Annotated in this window: 19 protein-coding genes and 5 pseudogenes; 10 read left to right on the top strand and 14 right to left on the bottom strand. The window is 64.6% G+C overall.

Annotation, left to right across the window (positions count from 1 at the left end; translation table 11 throughout):
• Positions 1-52: 52 nt before the first annotated feature.
• On the top strand, positions 53-541 hold the full coding sequence (locus LDO15_RS09765; RefSeq protein ID WP_223986480.1) for a hypothetical protein: 489 nt from the start codon (positions 53-55) through the stop codon (positions 539-541).
• Positions 542-731: 190 nt separating this feature from the next.
• On the opposite strand, the pseudogene LDO15_RS09770 reads toward LDO15_RS09765, so the two are convergent.
• Positions 732-920, bottom strand: a pseudogene (locus LDO15_RS09770) (hypothetical protein); the annotation flags it as partial.
• A 156-nt stretch (positions 921-1,076) separates the two neighbouring features.
• Between LDO15_RS09770 and LDO15_RS09775 the strand changes: the two are divergent.
• Positions 1,077-1,571, top strand: coding sequence for a DUF1801 domain-containing protein (locus tag LDO15_RS09775; protein ID WP_223986482.1), 495 nt, complete (start codon positions 1,077-1,079; stop codon positions 1,569-1,571).
• A gap of 115 nt (positions 1,572-1,686) precedes the next feature.
• Here the strand turns inward: LDO15_RS09775 and LDO15_RS09780 are convergent, their stop codons facing one another.
• A complete protein-coding gene (locus tag LDO15_RS09780; protein ID WP_223986484.1) occupies positions 1,687-1,908 on the bottom strand; it encodes a hypothetical protein in 222 nt (73 codons plus the stop codon).
• Between the two features lie 472 nt (positions 1,909-2,380).
• Between LDO15_RS09780 and LDO15_RS09785 the strand changes: the two genes are divergently transcribed.
• Both LDO15_RS09785 and LDO15_RS09790 read left to right on the top strand, forming a co-directional pair.
• On the top strand, positions 2,381-2,638 hold the full coding sequence (locus LDO15_RS09785) for a hypothetical protein (protein WP_223986486.1): 258 nt from the start codon (positions 2,381-2,383) through the stop codon (positions 2,636-2,638).
• A gap of 205 nt (positions 2,639-2,843) precedes the next feature.
• On the top strand, positions 2,844-3,092 hold the full coding sequence (locus LDO15_RS09790) for a hypothetical protein (RefSeq protein WP_223986488.1): 249 nt from the start codon (positions 2,844-2,846) through the stop codon (positions 3,090-3,092).
• A gap of 310 nt (positions 3,093-3,402) precedes the next feature.
• Here LDO15_RS09790 and LDO15_RS09795 read toward each other — a convergent pair.
• Both LDO15_RS09795 and LDO15_RS09800 read right to left on the bottom strand, forming a co-directional pair.
• A pseudogene (locus tag LDO15_RS09795) lies at positions 3,403-4,224 on the bottom strand (IS256 family transposase); the annotation flags it as partial.
• Positions 4,223-4,432, bottom strand: a pseudogene (locus LDO15_RS09800) (aminotransferase class III-fold pyridoxal phosphate-dependent enzyme); the annotation flags it as partial. The pseudogenes LDO15_RS09800 and LDO15_RS09795, both read right to left, overlap by 2 nt.
• Between LDO15_RS09800 and LDO15_RS09805 the strand changes: the two are divergent.
• Complete coding sequence (locus LDO15_RS09805; protein WP_223987248.1) at positions 4,431-4,577, top strand: helix-turn-helix domain-containing protein; 147 nt, start codon at positions 4,431-4,433, stop codon at positions 4,575-4,577. The pseudogene LDO15_RS09800 and the gene LDO15_RS09805 overlap by 2 nt on opposite strands.
• A 357-nt stretch (positions 4,578-4,934) precedes the next feature.
• Here LDO15_RS09805 and LDO15_RS09810 read toward each other — a convergent pair whose 3' ends face one another.
• Positions 4,935-5,654 (bottom strand): hypothetical protein, encoded by a 720-nt coding sequence (locus LDO15_RS09810; RefSeq protein ID WP_223986490.1) that lies wholly within the window; start codon positions 5,652-5,654, stop codon positions 4,935-4,937.
• A gap of 857 nt (positions 5,655-6,511) precedes the next feature.
• Positions 6,512-6,943 (bottom strand): nuclear transport factor 2 family protein, encoded by a 432-nt coding sequence (locus LDO15_RS09815; protein WP_223986491.1) that lies wholly within the window; start codon positions 6,941-6,943, stop codon positions 6,512-6,514.
• Between the two features lie 168 nt (positions 6,944-7,111).
• On the opposite strand from LDO15_RS09815, the pseudogene LDO15_RS09820 reads away from it, so the two are divergent.
• A pseudogene (locus LDO15_RS09820) lies at positions 7,112-7,315 on the top strand (L-arabinose isomerase); the annotation flags it as partial.
• A gap of 230 nt (positions 7,316-7,545) precedes the next feature.
• Here the strand turns inward: LDO15_RS09820 and LDO15_RS09825 are convergent.
• Both LDO15_RS09825 and arr read right to left on the bottom strand, forming a co-directional pair.
• Positions 7,546-7,989, bottom strand: coding sequence for an FCD domain-containing protein (locus LDO15_RS09825; RefSeq protein WP_223986493.1), 444 nt, complete (start codon positions 7,987-7,989; stop codon positions 7,546-7,548).
• Between the two features lie 279 nt (positions 7,990-8,268).
• Positions 8,269-8,679 (bottom strand): annotated as a pseudogene (gene arr / locus LDO15_RS09830) (NAD(+)--rifampin ADP-ribosyltransferase).
• A gap of 168 nt (positions 8,680-8,847) precedes the next feature.
• On the opposite strand from arr, the gene LDO15_RS09835 reads away from it, so the two are divergent.
• The gene (locus LDO15_RS09835; protein WP_223986495.1) at positions 8,848-9,036 is read left to right on the top strand and encodes a hypothetical protein; all 189 of its coding nucleotides are present in this window, start codon (positions 8,848-8,850) and stop codon (positions 9,034-9,036) included.
• Between the two features lie 157 nt (positions 9,037-9,193).
• Here LDO15_RS09835 and LDO15_RS09840 read toward each other — a convergent pair whose 3' ends face one another.
• Positions 9,194-10,099, bottom strand: a complete 906-nt coding sequence (locus LDO15_RS09840) for a LysR family transcriptional regulator (RefSeq protein WP_223986498.1) — start codon at positions 10,097-10,099, stop codon at positions 9,194-9,196.
• 73 nt (positions 10,100-10,172) lie between these two features.
• Here LDO15_RS09840 and LDO15_RS09845 point away from each other — a divergent pair, with 73 nt between their 5' ends.
• A complete protein-coding gene (locus LDO15_RS09845) occupies positions 10,173-11,180 on the top strand; it encodes an EamA family transporter (protein ID WP_223986501.1) in 1,008 nt (335 codons plus the stop codon).
• Positions 11,181-11,280: 100 nt separating this feature from the next.
• Here the strand turns inward: LDO15_RS09845 and LDO15_RS09850 are convergent, their stop codons facing one another.
• Positions 11,281-11,994 carry a GAF and ANTAR domain-containing protein gene (locus LDO15_RS09850; protein ID WP_223986504.1) on the bottom strand — a complete coding sequence of 238 codons (714 nt, stop codon included), beginning with the start codon at positions 11,992-11,994 and terminating at the stop codon, positions 11,281-11,283.
• A 28-nt stretch (positions 11,995-12,022) separates the two neighbouring features.
• Positions 12,023-12,715, bottom strand: coding sequence for a GAF and ANTAR domain-containing protein (locus LDO15_RS09855; protein WP_223986507.1), 693 nt, complete (start codon positions 12,713-12,715; stop codon positions 12,023-12,025).
• Between the two features lie 205 nt (positions 12,716-12,920).
• Between LDO15_RS09855 and LDO15_RS09860 the strand changes: the two genes are divergently transcribed.
• Entirely contained in the window at positions 12,921-13,469 is a 549-nt protein-coding gene (locus tag LDO15_RS09860; protein ID WP_223986510.1) for a hypothetical protein, read from the top strand.
• A 202-nt stretch (positions 13,470-13,671) separates the two neighbouring features.
• Here the strand turns inward: LDO15_RS09860 and LDO15_RS09865 are convergent, their stop codons facing one another.
• Positions 13,672-14,064, bottom strand: a complete 393-nt coding sequence (locus LDO15_RS09865) for a hypothetical protein (RefSeq protein ID WP_223986512.1) — start codon at positions 14,062-14,064, stop codon at positions 13,672-13,674.
• A 705-nt stretch (positions 14,065-14,769) separates the two neighbouring features.
• Between LDO15_RS09865 and LDO15_RS23370 the strand changes: the two genes are divergently transcribed.
• A complete protein-coding gene (locus LDO15_RS23370) occupies positions 14,770-14,898 on the top strand; it encodes a hypothetical protein (RefSeq protein ID WP_263428355.1) in 129 nt (42 codons plus the stop codon).
• A 10-nt stretch (positions 14,899-14,908) separates the two neighbouring features.
• Here LDO15_RS23370 and LDO15_RS09870 read toward each other — a convergent pair whose 3' ends face one another.
• Complete coding sequence (locus tag LDO15_RS09870; RefSeq protein WP_223986514.1) at positions 14,909-15,424, bottom strand: DivIVA domain-containing protein; 516 nt, start codon at positions 15,422-15,424, stop codon at positions 14,909-14,911.
• Positions 15,411-15,851, bottom strand: coding sequence for a hypothetical protein (locus tag LDO15_RS09875; RefSeq protein WP_223986516.1), 441 nt, complete (start codon positions 15,849-15,851; stop codon positions 15,411-15,413). Before LDO15_RS09875 ends, LDO15_RS09870 begins: the two co-directional genes overlap by 14 nt.
• Between the last annotated feature and the right edge of the window lie 9 nt (positions 15,852-15,860).

Below are 15,860 nucleotides of genomic sequence, written 5' to 3' on the forward strand. Positions count from 1 at the left end.
CAAACTCTAGGCTGTGCCTCACACTTATCGATCTGTGGAGGCCACTGTGCGTGTGTCCGAAAAACCTGACCGGGCGGTTCAAGCCCGTCATCTCGAAGAAAACCTTATAGACCGTCTGGCCAAGGGCAGGGAATGGGCGACACCCGGCGTCGAAGCCGCCCTCCGCCGTGCGCTGGGACAAATTGATGCTGGCATCGACGTAGCGTCGCCCCGGCTCCAAGCCACGTTGAGGTCCATTGCCGACGAGCTGGCCGGGGGAGTGGAAGCGGTCACCCCGCGGGTCCACGAGCGCATTGCGCGGATCATTCCCGAAGTGGAAGCGCGGGTCACTCACAAACCCAAAGGACGTTGGACAGGGAAACCGTGGCTAATCGTGGGCGCCGCCATTGCGGCCGTGCTCGCCGGGGTAGCCGTGTGGCGTGTGCTACACGCGGCCGAGCCGGCGCCGGATCGTGCGGAAGCGACCGCGCCGGAGGCCCGGCCAGTCCAGGCGGAACCCTCCACAACCACCCCGCCGGGCTCGCCTTCGATCCGGTCCTGATAGAAATCGGAAGCCCGATTGCCGGAAGCCAGAGACTCATAGGAACTCCCGAATCAGGTCCTCCCGAGCAGCCGCTTGACTCATTGGCTGCTATCAGTGACTGTTCAAGCGTATGGGGGCACTAGGGCAGGCACGGCCTCGTCCTAATCCTTGGAGCTAGCCAATTTGGCGTGTGTACATTGTGCGCACCCTAGGCTTTGGATCGGGTCGTGTGGTGTCTCGGGGCATGGGTGACGGTTCTGTATCGGGACATTGGTGACGGTTGCGGGTTGTTTTTGACGGTGCGTCCGGGGGGCTTGCCGTTTCCGACTGTTTTGGTCCCGGCCTGTGGGTGGGGGTAGGACGTGATGTGGGTGCCCTGGTCATCGAAGAACTGGATTGTCCCGGGATCCCTCTTTACGCGACGCCAAGCGGGACGCGCAGCCCCGAGAAACGCCGTTACGGCATGCTTGGACCTCGAGGCTTGGTGGGTGGTCGTCTGGGTCGGAGATACTCGCCAGCTCCTTCTCGCGATGCGTGAGGAATATTGCTCTGCATGGCCAGCAGGGAGACCGGTAAGAGGGAGTCCGAAAGGCCCGCCACGGGCACAGCGGCACATGTCGATGTCGTCATTACTCTGCCGGAGGCCATGACCGGCAGGGCCAGCCCCGCGAAAGCGGCGGTCGGCGACAAGCCGGTCTTCGCCTATATCGCCAGCCTGCCGCAGCCGCAGCGCGGCATCGCGGAAGCGGTCGATGTGCTGGCGGCGAAGACGCTGCCCGACCTCCGGCGCTCCGTGAAGTGGGGCATGTCGTACTACGGCGTCGGCGAGGGGTGGTGCTTCAGCTGCGGCGGTTTTGCCGGCCACGTGAAGCTCATGTTTATCAATGGCGTGGCGCTCGAGCCTGTACCGCCGGTGTCACCGGTGGGGATGGGCAAGTCGACGCGGGGTGTGGAGCTCGAATCTGTGGACGACATCGACGAACGTCAGATCGCGGCGTGGATGAAGCAAGTCGCGTCCGTGCCGGGTGTTGGGGGCAAGAAGCGTTGAACCCGAGGCTTGCTGCCGAGGCAAGCCGTCGCCGGGAAATGCATGACACGTGACGCGAATAGTCTTTGCGGTTGAAGACCAGTTCTGCTCACACGACTTCGCGCATCGACGAGTGCTATCTGACATGATTTTCGGGCGCGTTGTGCTGTCCTTTTTTGCGGGTCATGGCCAAGTCGCCCGTCCGAATGTCGAACGGCAGCGTGGTGGGCGGGATCGTGACCTTCATCTGCGCCGTTCCCGCCGTGGTTGGTCTGTCCTTGCCCGACAGAGCGGTTATTGACATGACGACCACGGCCTGTTCTTCACCTTGGCCGTCGTCGATCCGTTTTGTGGTCATCAGGCAGTGGAACCGACGGCTGTGAGCACGTGTTTCATGAATTGGCCGGACGCGAACCAGCTAGTGGCCGTCCGCCTGGAGTACGGCAGCGCAGGACGCCCGGAGAGAAGATACAGGCGTCAGCGAAGATCAGTACAATGCGCTTTTGCCGGCGTTGAGCCCTAACTTGACAGGTAATTTGTCAAGTTGACTGACGTTCTTTTCTACCTTGGGGAACGTAAGGTTTGATTAGGGGGAGCGGACTCCGGTGGGGGACTTCAGTCCTGTCGGCACAAGTGCCCCTCGTGCACCAATCCAGACGCATCCTCACCGTCCGGATGTTTCCTCCCGGTCCTGCCTCAAGTCCAAGGGGGTTAGGCGGCATCGACGTTCCGTAACGGACAGCCCGATGGCATGGCACGCATTCCCCTGCTGACAACGGTCTGACAGGTCTCTTTGTTGAACCGATGCCCGAGAGGCAGCAGTGACTCATATGCATATCAAGGAACAATGGAACCGGCTCGATCCGACCACGCAGCAGTGGCTGATGGACAACCCCGGTTGCATGGTCTTGCCACGCACCCTAGCGGCCATTTTCAACAAGGAAACAAGTGAGAAAGCCGACACCGATATGCATGGCGAAGCAGTGCTCACGGAAGAGGACAGGCAATTCATTCAGGCCAAGGCACGCGAAGCCCTGGGCACTGGAACCCCTTCAGACTTTCGCTTCTTTGACGCCGTCCAACCCTGACCACCACCTCCAGCGGGCATGGGGGCGGTGCCGCTGCAGGAAGCCGTCCGGGCAGACGGACCAGCGGTCGGGAATCCCGGCCGCAATCTTTCCGCCTGTTGGACCGGACTCTCCAACACAAGGGCACCATGCGTGCACCTTCAGGGCTAAGGCGGCCGGCACCCCGGGATCCGTGTACAGGTTCCTCGGACGATAGGCATAGGCCATGAGCACATCGGAGGGGCCGTTGGTCGTCACCCTTGACCTTAGTGGCCAAGATGACTATGCCATCCTGGTTTACGCCTTGGGGGCCGCTAGCGCGCAGGCAGATCACGGGGCGGCCGCAGAGGCGGATGTGAACCAGCGGCAGTATTTTCTGGACCGGGCCGCGGCGGCCAATACCCTTCTTGAAAGGGTTCAGACCGCAGTGGACCGGTTCTACAGCAGATCCGGCACGGAGCAGCAACCACGTTGATTGCGGCAAGTGCTCCCCAAGCCCCCCGGCATGGCAGAGTCACTCTGGTCATTGACCGTCCATACACATGCCGTGCAGACCAATGCCCCCTTACGCGACGCCAAGTGTGGCACCCAGCCCCGAGAAGCGCCGCTACACTGCGCCGGGCCCACCCGCGCGCCTGCAAAAAAGGCGCACGGCTGCGTCGAAAACTTCGGGGTCCAAGAGCGCCGCCGAAGAGCGGGCCGCGATGAAGCAGGGCGCCGACGCCCTACAGTCGGTTATCGACGGGACTGTCCGATAGACGGTGTGTGGGTCCGGCCGGTTTTCATTAGTGAATGGCTCTTTCGAACCTACCGGCGAAGGTGATCGCGAACGGATTCAGCGCAGGCTTCCACTTCATCACCCAGCGTGCCCGACCGCCGCCGGTCGGATCAAGAGACCTGGTGACCAGATACAGGCATTTCAGCGCGGCGGCCTCGTTTGGAAAGTGCCCCCGGGCCCTCACCGCCCGCCGGTAGCGGGCGTTGATCGACTCGATCGCGTTCGTTGTGCAGATCACCCGCCTGATTTCCACGTCGTACTCCGGGAACGGCACGAATTCCGCCCGGGAGGCCTCCCTGAGCCGCACGATTGCCGGATATCGCTGGCCCCATTCGGCCGTGAACTCGGCGAACCGGTCCTTTGCCGCTTGCTCGGAGGGGGCCGTGTAGGCCGGCTTGAGTGCCTTGACGATGCCGTCACGGTGCTGGCGTCCGGTGTGGCGGAAGCTGTTGCCGATCAGGTGCACGATGCACTGCTGCACCACCTTTCGCTCCCACGTGGTCGTGATCGCCTCCGGAAGGCCCTTGAGCCCGTCGCAGACAGCGATCAACACATCTTCCACGCCCCGGCTCTTCAGCTCGGCAAAGACCTGCAGCCAGAACCGGGCACGCTCGCCGCCGTCGCCGGCCCAGATCCCCAGAATCTCCCGCTCCCCGTTCACGGTGACGCCCATGACGACGTAGAACGGGGTGTTGCGCACCTGCCCGTCACGGACCTTGACCACGACCGCGTCAACGAAGAGCACCGGATAGATCGGATCCAAAGGTCGGGCCGACCATTCGGCGAGTTCCCCGGCGACCTTCTCCGTGATGCGGCTGACGGTGTCTTCCCTTGGCGAAGGTCAGCAGGTCAGGGACGACGTCGAAGTGCTCGACGGCGAACCACGTCCCGGTGCGGCCGAAGCCGGACATGACTTCGTCGGCGATGAAGACTATGCCGTGTCGTGTGCAGAGCTCGCGGACGCCCTGCAGGTATCCCGGGGGCGGCATGTAGATCCCGGCTGTGCCCGGGACGCTTTCCAGGATGAGGGCGGCGATGGCCCGCAGCGGCTATCTGAGCCGTCCTACGCTCTACGCGCGGCTGGCCAAGCTGGAGGAACTGCTGGCGGTGGATCTGGACGACGCCGAATCCAGGACATCCCTTCACGTCGCACTCTTGCTGCGCCGACTGCGGGGGCTCTAGCAGCGGAATCTCCGTTCCAGGCAAACGGGATAGGCAGCCATCCGCCGGGAGGATGGCCGTGCAGCATGGAACCAGGTTGCATCCCTCCTGGATGAAACCTGGTTCGTGGAACGCAATGCCTGCCTGGTGGCAGCAGGAAGCCAGCGCAGCGCGCTCGTCATCGAGCGCACAACGGCGACCGTCTCGGCGCCCGGCCGCGAGTAAGCGGCTGGCAACCGGCCCGGCGGATTCACGGGGACGCCCAAGCCGGACCGTGGATATCAACTCCGCAAAGACGCGGTCCTGACACCCGATTTCAATGCCAGCATCAAGGAACACGGCGTGATAAAAACTGTCATCGTCCGTCGCAAGGACGGCCTAGTGGCCGCCGAGGATCTCTACAAGGGCGAAGGAGAGGCCGAATCCGACGGCGATTGCGATGCCGGTGGCGGCGCCGGCGTCCCGGAGCCCCTCCGGCACCATGCGGGTCGTTACGTTCGTCAGGATGCCGCCGCCGGCGAAGGCCAGCGCGAAGGCCACCACCTCGGGCGGGGCTGCCCGCAGCAGCACCATGAAGAAGGCCACCGACACGGCGCACAAGAACGTCATGGCCAGCCAGGCGGACATGACCTGGCGGGTGGTCATGCCTGACTTGCGCAGGGGTCCGGTGTCGGCCATGGCCTCGGGCACGCCACAGAGGAAGACAGCGGCAAGCACCGCGGCACTGATGCCGTAGCCGCTGAGTAGCGCCCCGGTGATAACAACCGCTTCGGCGACCACGGACAGCCCGATCACAAGGAACCTGGGCTCATGGACGGGTGGTTCGGACAGCCGCCGGCCGCTCACGGCACCCGTCACCACCCACGCCGTTGCCACGGCCCCGCCGATCAGTCCCACCCCGACATAACCGCTTCCGCCGGCCAGCCGCCCGGCCTCGGCGACAAGCTTGTAGGCGACGGCCGAGAGCAGGGCGCCGGCGCCGAGCCCGGTCAGGATTCCGAGCAGGACGCTGTTGCCAACGCGCCATCGCAGCGCGAGCAGTCCACCCAGGAAGTACGAGGACCCGGCTAGCAGACCCCAACCAAATGCCTGCAGCATCGGACCCCCTTCGGCTTAGGCACTAAAGCACCGCGCCTAGGCATCATCCCGAACGGCCGCGGGGATGGCAAGGGCCGCGCGAGAGGCGCCGCGGGCTGGAAGCTGCGCTCCGGCCCCGGGGGAAAGGGGCCGGGCATCAGCGCGAGGGTAGCCCCTTGGAGGGAACCCGGCATATTCGGAGACCATCTTCCAGCACGGGAACTCAGGACGCTGAAGGGGCGACGTTGCATCGGTCGGACAGCCCACAGCGATGCATCTGGGCAATTCTGAAGAGTCGACGCTCGTCCATCACGGCCAAACACGGCGTATCAATACCTTCTACACCTACGGTGGCGGCTAGGGCATTCTCCGCATCACCTGGAAAGGCGATGACGGGGAACAATCGAAGGACACCACGTCGACTGAAAGCCCGGCCTCCCGCGCCACAACACCTTCCCTGCTCTAGTGCAGCCGCTTTCACCCGTCCGCAGAGGGATCGTGCAGCGGGCAGTCAGACCGGGTCAGCTGCAGAATTCGAGGCAATGACGTCTTTGCGGATTGCCCAACGCGCGATGGCTGCCGCTGCGCCAACTGTGGCCCATGGGATCAGTAGCCAGGGCTGCCCAGGCCCACGACGCTTCACTGCAGCCAGAACACGAGGGTGGGCGCCGCGAAAAAGGCTCCGATGTGGATCCATTGATTCCGGACCTAGCGCAAAAGATATGCCAACACCCAGGCTAGTGAGGTTGAGAGTGTCGCGGCGGGGGACCGGCTTGCGGGCAGGCGATTATGTCCTTGGTTCTAACCGACGATCGCTAGTGAAGGAGGGTGATTCGGAACGCCAGTTTGACGGGGATGCCACGTCGCGCCAAACAGGTTTAGCGCTGGATCACGGATTCAGCGGTCTGTCGCCCCACTCGTGGATCGGCGTGCCGGTGAAGGAGCTTCCACCCGTCCGCTTCGCGTCGGTATACGCACGTAACGCGGATCGCGACGTCGCTCAGGTCGTCCTGCCCGCCGACCTTCACACGGACACGCTCAACTTCCACGGTGTAAGCCAGATCCTCGCCGACACCCTTCGCGATCGTTTCGACAGAGACCAGTGCCCCGTCCCGGAAGTAGGACGCCGCCCGTTCGAGCTGTTCGTAGACTGCAGCCCTGCCGCGCCCGAATCCACCGAACGGATTCCCCAGGGTGATGTCTTCGCCCTCGGAGTAGATGGTCTTGTAGCCGCTCGGGTCGCCGTTGACGATGGCATTGAGCGCGGCCTTTGCCTGAACCAGCAATTCATCAAACTCGGTAGCTCCCACAGCGCATCCTCCCCTTCCACTCCAGTCCAGTTCTCACAGTATGGCAGTGGTCAACAGCGCCTGCCCATAGATGATGGTGAAGGAGGAGGATGTGGTCAGAGCAGCAGGATGTCAGAGTGGCGCCGCGTCAGGCAAGGGATCGAATGAGGCAGGCGGTAAGCCGGGCCGGCCACCGCCGCCGACCCCTGGCTGACCGCCGGCGCAGCCCACCACACCCTCCTCTCGACCGCCGTCGGCATGGACGTTTTCGAGGACTTCGCCGAGATCGCCCAAACCGAACTCCTCACCATCGACGACGGCACCACCATCCGCGGATTCAAGAACGAACTGGCCTGGATCGCCGCCTTCTACAAACTGGACGGCGGCCCGTGACGGGGGCCGAATACGGGCTCCGTCACGGAGACTGCACCAGTCGCAGCACGTGGATTTCCTCACTGTTGCAAGCGATTCAGGGTCGATTCAAGTCGTTGTTGACCGAAGACGCACATCACTCCACCTACCCGAAGGCGGGGCGGAACCGACGGAACCGGCGAACAACGGCTGAGCCCCGCGCGACGGACCCAAGGGCCCGCACGGCAAGCGCGCTCTAGTTCAGCAGTTTCCTAGTGCGCGAGCCGGGAGATTGCCTCGAGGGAGGGGGCGCGTCCCGCCTCGATGTGGGCGAAGGCGACCCCGCGAGCGAGCTCCTCGTTGCCCGAAGCGATGGTGTTGCTGGGTCTTGGTGCCGTTGGCAGGCGAGGTTCTGATCGCGCTGGGACGTCAGGTAGACGAGCTACGTGATTCGACCGCTGACGGCTCGCATCAGGGAGCAGTTCGTTGCCGGAGAACACGGCGACGCGCTCGCGGATGAGTGTGCTGGCCCCGGCGATCTCGTAGGGGTCGCCGCGGTCGATCGCTGCGTGGGAGGCGGCGATGGCGGCATTCCCCCCGTCGATGCTCGCGCCCCGCGCTACCTGGCGGGCGGCGTGCGCGGCCGCCATCGGCTCGATGGCAAGCCTGACGTCGAACAGGTCGTTGGCGGCCCACTCGTCCCACTCGAACACCACAGCGCTCCGGCTGGGGGGTGCGCACAAATCCGTCGACTTCGAGTTGCCCGGGACCGGGGCGTCGCCGATGTTCCTGGGGCGGATCAGTCATACCTATCCATGACCGGATGGGAAGTGCGGGGGCGGCGGATATGGAGGCTCTATCCGGGCAGCTCCGCGGCCCTGGTACAGCAAAGGGAGCGCCCCGGTATGATCCAGGGCACTCCCTTCTGCGGATGCGGTCGCCCTCGAAGGGGGTCCGCTTACGTCATATGCCTTTGAAGGAGTCGTTGATCCTCGTCAGTTGATGATTTCGCCTCGCTCATCCGCGCGGAGTGTTGCCAGACGTTCTTTCCACGCCTGTAGCGCCTCGGGTGTCTGTCGTGTCCAGTCGGTGACTTCGCCGACGACCCTGAGCGGGGCATTGCTGCGATATGACCGGGTGGGGTTGCCGGGGAATTTCTTGTCGGTCACGTTCGGGTCGTCCTCGAATGCCCCGGTCGGCTCGACGGCGTAGACGCGCGGGGCGCCGTCACCGGCCGCGAGTTCCGCAGCGAGTCCCGCACCGTTGGGAAGAGCGGTGAAATAGATGTGATTCATCACGACTTCGGGACGGTAGTTCGACCTGAAGCCAGGCGTAAGGAGATCTCCGTCCCGGAGGTTGGCTTTCGTGCCGTGAAAGAACGGACCCTAGTCCAGCGGTTGGCTCACAGGTACAGCCTAAGCCGACGACATCGCCGAACGGCCTCGGGCCCGGAGGACTCTCGATTTAAAGGCGATGGGGACGCCATTTATCGCTGCGATATAGCCGCCATCTATCGCGGTGCCCTCGATGCGGTCTATTCCGGGGACAAGAAGCGCGGCACGGTAGGACTCAGGGTGCTCAAGGTCCTGGCCGAAAGCGATCTGGCGGAGGAAGGTGAACGGGCGGTCCTCGGAGCCGTGTGGGAAAAACCACTCGCCGACGCCGCCCGAGAAGCGTCCCGGGTGGACGGTCGCGACGGGCTGGCGGCAACGCTGCGGGCTGTTGTCGGCAGTTTCCGTACCCTTGGGGGTGAGCGGCGATGATCCCGAACCACCGGCAGCTCATACGCCTCGTGACCGGCGCCGACCCGGCATTTCTGGTCGGCAGCTTCGCCACCGACTTCCATTTCTTGATGCTCGGCCGTCAGAGTCTCCGGTGGTGATGCCGGGAGGGCGCGTGTTACTTTGCGCCGACGGCGCTCTAGCCCGCAGCCGGGCCCGCAATCTTGCGCAGGAGTCCGGCAAGGTGCTGAATGCCCGGGCTTTCGGTCATGGTCCTGCGGTGGACTATCCCCACACGACGGGCCGGCACGGGATGGACCGGTACAGCGACCACGTCCGCGGGCAGTGCGGGCCTGCCGAGACGAGGCACGAGCGCCACCACGGCCCCTTGCTCCACCAACGCGATGTGGGTTGCGAAGTCCGGATCGTAGACCCGGATATCCGGGACACGGCCCAGATCGGCAAAAATCCGCAAGAGGGCCTCGTTGCAGATGGCGCCGTGCGGGGTGCTGATCCAGCGCTCATCAACCATAGCGGCAGCTTCCACCTCCGCCCTCCTCGCCAGGGGATGGTTGCGGTGAACCAGAAGATCAGCGATGTCATCGCAAAGCCACTCGAGCTTCACGTGCTCTGGGATCACAAGCGGGACGGAGTTCCAGTCGTGGACGATGCCGAGGTCGGCTTCCCCGCCGGCTACACGTTCCACCGCTTCACGTGGGTCTTCGGCCAGTACCGTGACGTCCAGATCAGTTCCGGAGGAAGCCAGCATGCCCAGCATCGGCCCCACGAGCCCCCGGCACGCGGTGGAGAAGGATACCACCTTCAATCGGCCGTACGGTTTGGCGGGATCGGCGAGGAGCGTGGACTGGAGCTCCTCCAGTTCGGCGAGAATGCGGCGCCCATAAGCGGCCAGGGTCAGTCCGCGTTCAGTCAGCAGCACCCCTCGGCCATGCCGCTCCAGAACCGAGACACCGGTCTGTTTTTCCAGCTTCTTGATCTGCTGCGATACCGCCGACGGGCTGAAGCCCATCACCTCTGATGCTGCAATGACGGAACCATGGTGCTCAATCGCTGCCAGCGCCCGGAGCGCTCCGATGTCTATCATGAAGCAAACCTACATGCTATGCGGTGTAAATCAACGCTGGTGCTTCATTCTCCTGTCTGTCAGGGTGAGGAGCGTGAACCTTCGCCATTCCTTGCTTGCCACCCTCGTCGCTGTCTTGTGGGGCCTAAACTTCGTGGCCATCGACTTGGGCCTCCACACCAACGGACGCGACGTTCCGCCGTTGCTGTTCGTGGCCATGCGGTTTGTCCTGGTGGTCTTCCCCTGGATCTTCTTCGTGCGCAAGCCTGATGTCAGCTGGACCGCAATTATCGGCGTCGGACTCTTCATGAGCGCCGGCCAGTTCGGGCTGCTGTACCTGGCCATGGCGCTGGGCATGCCGGCTGGCCTGGCCTCCCTGGTACTACAGGCGCAGGTTCTGCTGACGGTTCTGTTGGCTGCAGTGTTCCTTGGCGAGCGGCCCAGCGGGCGTCAGTTGGCCGGCGTCGTACTTGGCGTCGCCGGCCTGGCAGTAGTGGCGGTGGGCCGCAGTGCCGTTGCCCCGCTACTTCCGTTCGTCGTTGTGTTGGCCGCGGCGCTTTCGTGGGCTGTGGGCAACGTGGTTGCACGCAAAGCGAAGGCGGCGTCGGGGCTGGGGCTGGTGGTCTGGTCCGGCGCGGTGGTCCCGCTCCCGCTCGCCGGACTTTCACTGATCATCGATGGTCCCGATGCCATCACCGCAACGATCGGAGACCTCCAGCCCGCCACTGTCCTGAGCGCGCTCTACACTGCGGTTTTCGCTTCGCTGGTGGGCTACGGGATCTGGAACCGGCTGCTCGCCAAGTACTCGCCGTCGGCCGTGGTCCCTTTCACGCTGCTAGTGCCGGTCGTGGGGATGAGCGCCGCGTGGCTGGCCCTGCAGGAGGTGCCCTCGGCCACCGAAGTGGCTGGCGGGCTGCTCCTGCTGGGAGGAGTGGCGACGGCGGTGCTCACCAGAAGCGGCGGGCGGATTCAACGACCGGGCCCCGCTTTGCCGCCAGCGTTGGGGCCGGCTTCGGCCAGTGGCTTGCAGGTCCCAGATGCCGACGAACAAAAACCCCAGCAGCTGCAGGGATCAGCCAGTGGAAAACCGCCTGGGAACTGACCTAAAGGGATCGACTGCCCGTCGCGCTGAGGTCCTGTGCGGTGGTCCATGCATTGTTCACTTCTGAGACGCTCCGCCGCTTTTCAAGTGGGGTCAGGAGCTAGATGGTGATTCTGCGGTTGATGATTCTTTCCGCGGTGTCGTAGAGGGTCTGGTTGTGGGCGCGGGCGTAGGCGCGGAGCAGCACGAACGCCTCGTTCATGTCGACATTCGAGGTGTGGGCGATCACGCCCTTGGCCTGTTCGATCAGGATGCGGCTGTTGAGGGCGTGCTTGAGCTGTTCGTTGATCAGGGCGTTTTCCCGCGCCGCGCGTTCCTGCAGGAGAGTGATGGTTGCCACGTCCGCGAACGCCTGGGCTATTGCGGCGTCCTCGGCACTGAGGGGGCCGGTCTCTTGGCCAAAGAGATTCAGGGCACCGATGGTCCGGCTGCGCAGGCGCATCGGGACGGCGTGCAGGGACCGGAAACCCTGAGACAGGGCAGAAGACTGGAAGAGAGGCCACCGTGAGGCTTCGGCCGCTATGTCATCGATGGCTACAACAGCTCCAGAACGGTAGCAGTCCACACACGGCCCCGCACCGGCCTCGAGTTGGAGCACTTCGACCAGCTGGCTTTCCTCGCTCGTGGAGGCCATCACCTGAAGGTCTCCGGCCGGATCGACAAGCACGAGTCCGGCCGCAGCGGCGTCAAGAACGCCCACTGATTCATCCACCAGGGTGTGCAGGAGGTCCAAGACGTCGTAGTCCGCCACAAGGGAGTCCGCAATCTTGACGAAAGCGGCGCTCACACGAACGGCACGGCCCATCATCGCCATACTCGGATTTTACCTGTACGGGCCCACCTCAGTCGCCCTCAGGGGTGAAGTCAAGGCTCCTGCTGACCACATCCCGGGCGACCTCCCGGACGGTACGGCCCTGGGCGAATGCGTACGCCCGCATCAGCAGGAGTGCGTCCCGTGCCGAAGTACCCGCCTGTGCCAGAACCATCCCTGTGGCCTGGTGGATCTCGCGCCGGGACAGCGGGGAGTCATCCGCCGGGGCGTCGGCTCCGTCCGCCGGGGTAAGGGTCAGGAGCTGGCGCAGCAACAGCCAGGTCGCGGCGTCGGCGAGTTGTGCGGCCGTAGAGTGCTCCGCCGGGCTGAGCGGGCCGGGTTCTGACCTGTAAAGCTCTGCCACGCCGACGTCCAGGGCACCGAGCATGAGCGGGAAGACGAAAAGGGCTCCAACGTGCAGTTCCAACAAGGATTCGGCAAAGACCGGCCACACGGTGTGTGGCCCCCGCCGCACGTCGGGAAGAAGCACAGGCCTGCGGGATATCAGAGCCTCCCAGCGCGGCCCTTCGCCGAGGTCGAACTGCAACTCATCGATTCGGGCCGCCACCGCGTCGCTGGCGCACACGATCGTCGCGGGTGACAGGCCGGAAAACACTGAAATCGCGGCGCCGGAGATCGTCAGCGACTCAAGAAATCCCTTGCACAGACTGGCATCCAGCCCTTCCGCCATTGAACCTGCGCCCGAGCCCGTGCCGTCAGCCATTGTTCCTCCAGTTTGTGCACGCCTGAAATGGAACCGGTTGGCAGCTGTTGAATATTCTGCCGGCGGCTGGGGAGTGCCATGGCCCGGTCCTTTCAGGCCTACCTCCCCGATCCAATGCCAGATAAAATAAGTGTGTTGCCCCGGACCCTGGTAGCGCCATCCTGTCAGCGCACTTTCCAGGAGGCCCGTGATGCGAGGCAATCCCATGATCCGTCCAGCGTCCACCCACCCGTATCATCGGTCCGGACCCATCTCAGATGTTCCGCGCATCGTACGGTGGCAATTGGAAGAGGAACCACCGGCCGAACAACCTAATGCCGGCCAGGGATGGCCGCCGTCGCCGTCGGCCCTGGCACTCGAGGACCTCGCCACCGAGTTGGCCGAGTTCCTGAGAGGGCGGAGAAGGCCGGGGCCGGAACAGTTGCCTTCTTCCATTCGGCGTCGCAGCGGAGCGCAGGATTCCGGTGTCTGGCGGGACCAGCAGCTGGGTGAAATCGAGGATCTCGCCGGGGAACTGAAAAGGAAGGTAGCCCGGTATGCGTCGTTGCGGGCAGTCCAATCCTCCGGCGCGAACACGGGCCCGGCCGATGCGACTGCTGTGGCGCGGATTCACCAGGCCCTGGAAGATATGGCCGCGACTGCCATGGGTCTGGAAATCGCATCCCGGGAGCTGTTCCTTCGGACGGGGATGGCCGGGGACCAGGCTTTGAAGATTGAGGCAGCCCAGGAACAAACGGCAAGAAGCGCAGAATGACCAGCCGTATCGGGGTGGACACACCTAGCGGCCGATGGCCCATCTCCGAAAGCGGGGTCGCTGGCTCCACTGAGGTTTCCCGAAAGCGATTCTGATACTCCGGGCCGGCCGTTAGGAAGAGGATTCCATGGGCGACGCCGACGACCGTCAGCGTGATCACCGCCTCGGGCAGGGGGTGCTTTGGGTCTTCTCGCGCAGACGACTATCCTGCTGTGTTCAACGGCCGGTCGCATTCCCGGCACGGCGTCCGCGCACCGACGTCGGCCAACAAGGTCACGAGCAGTCCTCCGGGTACGTGGCCCCATTTGTCGGCCACGACCTGGCACCACGCGGTGTGGTATTCCCACCCGTGCTTCATCACGTACACCTGGTGCGCGCCGAGGAGGGGTACTCCCATCCGTCGGGCCATCGGCTCGACCGGCTTGAGGCGGCCAAGGTCTCTGACCTCGGCGCGAGGGGAGTCGCTGGTCTGGCTCGCCTGAAAGTCGGCAAAGGTACTGACGGTCAGCTCGCCGCCAAAGACGTCCTTGTAAAACTCCATGGCTTCGCGGGCGTTGTTGCGGAAGCTCAGATAGGGATTGAGGCGGGCCGTCATGGGGGATTCTCCTGGCTTCCAGTCGCGCTATAACGTCACCACCGGGCCATGCTAACAGTCCGCCATGGGCCCCAACAGGGGAATCCCGCTCGACGGGTCGGGGCTCCCTGGATCTCTGAGATTCACAGGGGAGTGCTGCACTCTAGCGGAAGTTCAGTAGCAGGAGGGTGATGAAAAGCCCGACGAAGAAGAGCACGCTGCGGAGCCACGCACCCACTGATAACGTGCCCGCGTCAGACTGGCTCCGCCGCCAACGGACGATGGAGCCAGTCACTGGGGTTGCGAATCGTCATTCCGAGGGAGAACGACGCTGTGGCGTGCCCCTATGCGGGCTGCTGTGCCACGGCATGAGAGTATGCGGCCAACCTACGGGTTTCCTTGCATCTCGGGGCAAGCTGGCCCGTGGAATGCGGCGCGGGGTGGGAGGCCTGGGGTTGGGGGCCGGCGTCGGCCCGGTCAAGTGCCTGCCGGCATGCTCCTACGGCGGCCGGGAGAGGGCGAGCCGGGTGTAGAGGACTTCGAATCCCTTGTTCAGGCCCTCGTTCAGCGCTGGCCATACCTGCTCTCGAGCCGCACCCGCGACGTCATCCATGCCAGTCGCTGCCGCCTGCCTGTTGAGAAAGCCTCGCAGACGCAACACTTTGCTGGGTCAGCCACTGTCGGTAGGTCACTGGCGGGGCCGTAGTTTCGGACCAGGCTCCGTTCGTGGAGGAGATCGTGAACACGGCGGCCATCACCGCCGTCCGGGCGCAGCCGGTGAACGACCGCGCGTCAGCTGAGGCGTCCTCCGACGCGCTGCCCTCGGACGCGAGGCGCGCCGAGGGCAAGACCTAGCTCCGGGGTGCTAGCCGTTCTCGTTGCGGCGGTCAGTGCGGGCCACGGGGAGGTCGCCGAGCCGGTCCACCTGTTCGGCGAGGGCGTCGATCACGGCGCGGAGCTGGACCTGGGCCACTTTGGTGTAGGTGCGGACGTACTCGATCTCCTGAATGGGGCTGATGTAGCCGTCCGCCGTGGCCTCCGGGGCCGGAACAGCCTGGCGCGTGGCCACGGAATCCTCGGCACGGCGCAGGATCTCGCCGTACTGGGCGCGGGCGCTGGCTACGAGGTCCTTCGAGTACTGCTCGGCCTCGGCCACAAACTTCTCCGCGAGGATCTGCGCCTGTGTGATGACCTTGACCATCTCGTCTTTCGCTGCGGGGCTTACCGCGCCCGGCTGGCGCTGGTCCGCCTCGAGTTGCTCGGCAACAGCCCGAAGGAACTCGTGGACGGCATGCTGGTCATACCCGCGGTCAATCACCTCGAACGAAGCGTTGCGGATGTCGGAAGGGCTGATGCGGTCTTCTGGGCTAGCGGTGCTCATGGTATACCTCTTCCTGGTCTTCGCCGGTGGCCGAGGAGTTGTCCTCGACGCCTGCGTAGTCTTCGTACCGTATGTCGGAGCGCGGCGTGCCCGCCGCGACGAGTTCGCTGATGGTGTGCCCGACCATCGCCGTCGACCCGGCCACGAGGGCCAGTCGGCGGGGTGCCTCTGGGTGGGCCGCGGCCGCGGTGCCCACGTAGCCCTGGGCGCCGGGGAAGGTCGCGTCGTCGGAGACGACCGGGTGGTAGCTGAACCAGGGCTCGCTCGAAGCGAGTTCGGCGACCCGCTGCTGGTCATAGAGGTTCCACGGGACCCGCGCCCCGTGGAAGAGGTCCACCCGCGGCCCGGTGCCGCGCTCGCTCCATTGCTGCCGCGCGGCGTCGACTATCGAGGCCATCGGGGCGAGCCCGGTGCCGCCGGCAACCATGAGGAGGTC

It is taken from the genome of Arthrobacter sp. NicSoilB8, from assembly GCF_019977355.1.
In the GTDB taxonomy this organism is placed as follows: Bacteria; Actinomycetota; Actinomycetes; order Actinomycetales; family Micrococcaceae; genus Arthrobacter.

Bases quoted from the DNA above. Each gene is read 5' to 3' on its own strand.
- LDO15_RS09775 (WP_223986482.1), top strand. From the start codon at position 1,077: ATGGCCAGCAGGGAGACCGGTAAGAGGGAGTCCGAAAGGCCCGCCACG.
- LDO15_RS09780 (WP_223986484.1), bottom strand. From the start codon at position 1,908: ATGACCACAAAACGGATCGACGACGGCCAAGGTGAAGAACAGGCCGTG.
- LDO15_RS09785 (WP_223986486.1), top strand. From the start codon at position 2,381: ATGCATATCAAGGAACAATGGAACCGGCTCGATCCGACCACGCAGCAG.
- LDO15_RS09790 (WP_223986488.1), top strand. From the start codon at position 2,844: ATGAGCACATCGGAGGGGCCGTTGGTCGTCACCCTTGACCTTAGTGGC.
- LDO15_RS09805 (WP_223987248.1), top strand. From the start codon at position 4,431: ATGGCCCGCAGCGGCTATCTGAGCCGTCCTACGCTCTACGCGCGGCTG.
- LDO15_RS09810 (WP_223986490.1), bottom strand. From the start codon at position 5,654: ATGCTGCAGGCATTTGGTTGGGGTCTGCTAGCCGGGTCCTCGTACTTC.
- LDO15_RS09840 (WP_223986498.1), bottom strand. From the start codon at position 10,099: ATGATAGACATCGGAGCGCTCCGGGCGCTGGCAGCGATTGAGCACCAT.
- LDO15_RS09850 (WP_223986504.1), bottom strand. From the start codon at position 11,994: ATGGCGATGATGGGCCGTGCCGTTCGTGTGAGCGCCGCTTTCGTCAAG.
- LDO15_RS09855 (WP_223986507.1), bottom strand. From the start codon at position 12,715: ATGGCTGACGGCACGGGCTCGGGCGCAGGTTCAATGGCGGAAGGGCTG.
- LDO15_RS09860 (WP_223986510.1), top strand. From the start codon at position 12,921: ATGATCCGTCCAGCGTCCACCCACCCGTATCATCGGTCCGGACCCATC.
- LDO15_RS09865 (WP_223986512.1), bottom strand. From the start codon at position 14,064: ATGACGGCCCGCCTCAATCCCTATCTGAGCTTCCGCAACAACGCCCGC.
- LDO15_RS09870 (WP_223986514.1), bottom strand. From the start codon at position 15,424: ATGAGCACCGCTAGCCCAGAAGACCGCATCAGCCCTTCCGACATCCGC.
- LDO15_RS09875 (WP_223986516.1), bottom strand. From the start codon at position 15,851: ATGGTTGCCGGCGGCACCGGGCTCGCCCCGATGGCCTCGATAGTCGAC.